This window comes from Elusimicrobiota bacterium, assembly GCA_040757695.1.
GTDB lineage: Bacteria > Elusimicrobiota > UBA8919 > UBA8919 > UBA8919 > JBFLWK01.
On the sequence record JBFLWK010000157.1, the window covers coordinates 1 to 2,698 of the forward strand.

3 protein-coding genes are annotated in these 2,698 nt (G+C 36.4%); all 3 read right to left on the reverse strand.

Annotated elements, in window-relative coordinates; all coding sequences use genetic code 11:
• Positions 1–185: 185 nt before the first annotated feature.
• The 3 genes from AB1349_13510 to AB1349_13520 all read right to left on the reverse strand — a co-directional run bounded on the left by AB1349_13510 (position 186) and on the right by AB1349_13520 (position 2,482).
• Complete coding sequence (locus AB1349_13510; GenBank protein ID MEW6558342.1) at positions 186–1,058, reverse strand: PAS domain S-box protein; 873 nt, start codon at positions 1,056–1,058, stop codon at positions 186–188.
• Between the two features lie 12 nt (positions 1,059–1,070).
• Positions 1,071–1,742 carry a histidine kinase N-terminal 7TM domain-containing protein gene (locus tag AB1349_13515; protein ID MEW6558343.1) on the reverse strand — a complete coding sequence of 224 codons (672 nt, stop codon included), beginning with the start codon at positions 1,740–1,742 and terminating at the stop codon, positions 1,071–1,073.
• Positions 1,743–1,846: 104 nt separating this feature from the next.
• Positions 1,847–2,482, reverse strand: coding sequence for a hypothetical protein (locus tag AB1349_13520; GenBank protein ID MEW6558344.1), 636 nt, complete (start codon positions 2,480–2,482; stop codon positions 1,847–1,849).
• Positions 2,483–2,698 lie beyond the last annotated feature (216 nt).

A 2,698-nucleotide genomic window follows, 5' to 3' on the forward strand; every position in this document is an offset into this window, starting at 1 on the left:
AAAAAATAGTGTTTATAGCCGTTTTTCAGGTCGAGGCTGTGTCGTAACCCCCATTTTTGGTAGTCGCAGGCTTTAGCCTGCGTAATGCTATCGTCACAAAACGCAACCTAAAGGTTGCGGCTACCAGGGAAATTGGGGATTGCGATACAGTCTCTATCCGCAGAACCCGCGGAGTTTTTTCTGCGCTATCTGTTCTTCTCTGCGTTCTCTGCGGTTGCATATTTTTTTGGTTTTCCCATCTCTTGAAGTAAAGAGTTTATCTCTTTTTTCAGTTCAATCATCTTTAATTCCCTGCCTATCATAAGTTTATTAAATATCTCTAATTCACCAATCTTGCTCCTTAAAGCCTGATCCTTTGCTGCTAACTGCTGATAGGCAGCATTTAACTGCTGATTTAAAGCATCCAATCCCTCTGCCCTTCTCTTCTCAGCCTCTGCAAGCTCTTTTTCTTTCTGCATAAGACGGTTTATTTCCCTCATATCCCTTGCAATGCCAACAATGCCAGAAATTTCTCCTTGTTTATCCTTCATCACAGAGCCGGAAAAACTTACTGGAATTTTTTCACCGGTTTTTGTTTTGTAGTCCATTTCATAATCACGAACCCAACCTTCCTTTAATAACTTTTCCCATTTTGTTCCTTTAAAAAGCAATTCTTCTGCAAAAAGCATGCCAGCTGGCTTTCCAAGTAAATCTTGTTTTTTGTATCCAAGTAAATTCAAGGTTTCCTGATTTACTTCAATCATTTTTCCTTCCTTATCCACAATGAATAAGGAATCTAACATAGTGGATAGAATATCCTCTGTAGCTAGAGCTGGAGTTATAGTTAAAAATTTGTATTTTGTTATGGCATAAGCAATTCCTCCTGCAAATATCAGAACTAATATAGTTGCTATTGGGGGTATGTAAAAGATTTCAAATTCTGGAAGTAAAACATCACTTATTGAACCTAAAATAAGACCAATCAAAGCTGTAGTAAAAATAATCTTGGCTTGTTTTTTTTCATATAAATTTTTTGTCTTTTTCTTAAAGTCAAAACATAAATAAAGAAATGTTATCAAAAATGAAAGATACTAAACATAAAACAGAAATGGCCAGATTGTTTTTCCCCATACAGTTGTCCATCCATATGAAGTTTTTATATAATCTGTAATAAGCGATCCTGTCCATTGTTTGTAAATAAAAAATATGGGGATAAAAAATATTACAGGATAAAAATACCATTTTTTTAATACTTTTTCCTTCTTGGTAAAGACAAGTGAAAACCAAAGCGCAAAACTGGCAAAACTCAACCAGCCAAAAGAGGATATATTATTCCATAATATAGCATTATTTTTTGAAGTTGCACTATTCACAAATGCAGAAGAAAAAGACCATATTGCAAATGTAAAAATAAACAATGCAAATACTCTGTTTAGTTTTGATTTTGGGTCTTTTGATAAACCAAAAATTATCAGTCCGATATAAATCAAAAATGCTGTAAAGTATGCTAAAGATAAGAGATTCATTTTTTTATCTGTCTTTATCTTATCAGGCACCTCATACTTCTTTGCAAGCGCAGAGTCCGCAGAGTAACCGCAGAACCCGCAGAGTTTTTTCAAGATAGCCCGAACAAGTTCGGGACTCCAGTATCTCCTGCCCGCCAGAGGCGGGTCAACTTGTTGAGGACAATTATTGAAATTCCGATGTAGTGCGAGCCCCCACACCAAAATCTTTGGTGTGGGGGCGAGGTTAAAACCTCGCACTACAAAGTGCACAACACCAAAACAGTTAATCAAAGTAGTAGTGCGGAATTAATTCCGCACTACCAAGGGCAGATACTTCAGCATCGGCAACTTTCATTTCTGGTTCAGTATTTCGGCGGCTGACCTAATTTTTCAAGCAGTGAGTTTATCTCTTTTTTCAGCTCAATCATCTTTAATTCCCTACCTGTCATAAGTTTATTAAATCTCTCAAGCTCTCTCATCTTGCTCCTTAAAGCCTGCTCTTTTGCTTTTAACTGCTGGTTAGCAGCTTTTAATTGCTGTTGGCTTGCCCTTAATTGCTGATTGGCAGCATTTAATTCATCCCTTGATTTTTCAACTGCTTCTAACTTTTCTCTAAGTGATGTAGATGCAGCAACTATAATTGCATTCACAGCAAGCTCCGGTGATGACATTGTACCATATGTGTCCAGAATCTCTGAAATGAAACTGTTAAAAGCTCCTGTAATTAAAGATAGTCCTTCAAATTCGTCCATTCGTCTAATAGAAGGAATTATTTTTTGGCAGTTCAATAAATCACTGCCTGTTATTTCAGAATCCTTTAAGACCGGGTGATGCAAAATGGTTTTATTTAAAAGATTTTTGCACATTTCGTTACCCAATACAGGGATAACAGTTTTCAGAAGATTGTTCACTATTTCAATATATGAGAGCAGTGTTCTTATGTCTTCTCTTCTCACATCTTCTAATGAGTATTCCATAGTTTCTTTTTCATCATCCATTTGTTTCCTCCCTCCCCATTTTTTATCTTTACCCCGCACTTTCTTATTTACGCGCCTCCTTCATCCTTGTAACCGCAGATACCGCAGAGTATCGACCTGAAAAACGGCTATAAACACTATTTTTTTGAGATAGCTCGTCGGAGCCACTATAAAATATATTTGCAAATTCACTCAAATTAAAGGTTTGACCTTTAAAATCGCTCTTTGAATTTTGAA

What these genes read in the sequence shown, in the direction of transcription:
- AB1349_13520 (MEW6558344.1), bottom strand. Translation starts at nt 2,482, where the DNA reads ATGGATGATGAAAAAGAAACTATGGAATACTCATTAGAAGATGTGAGA.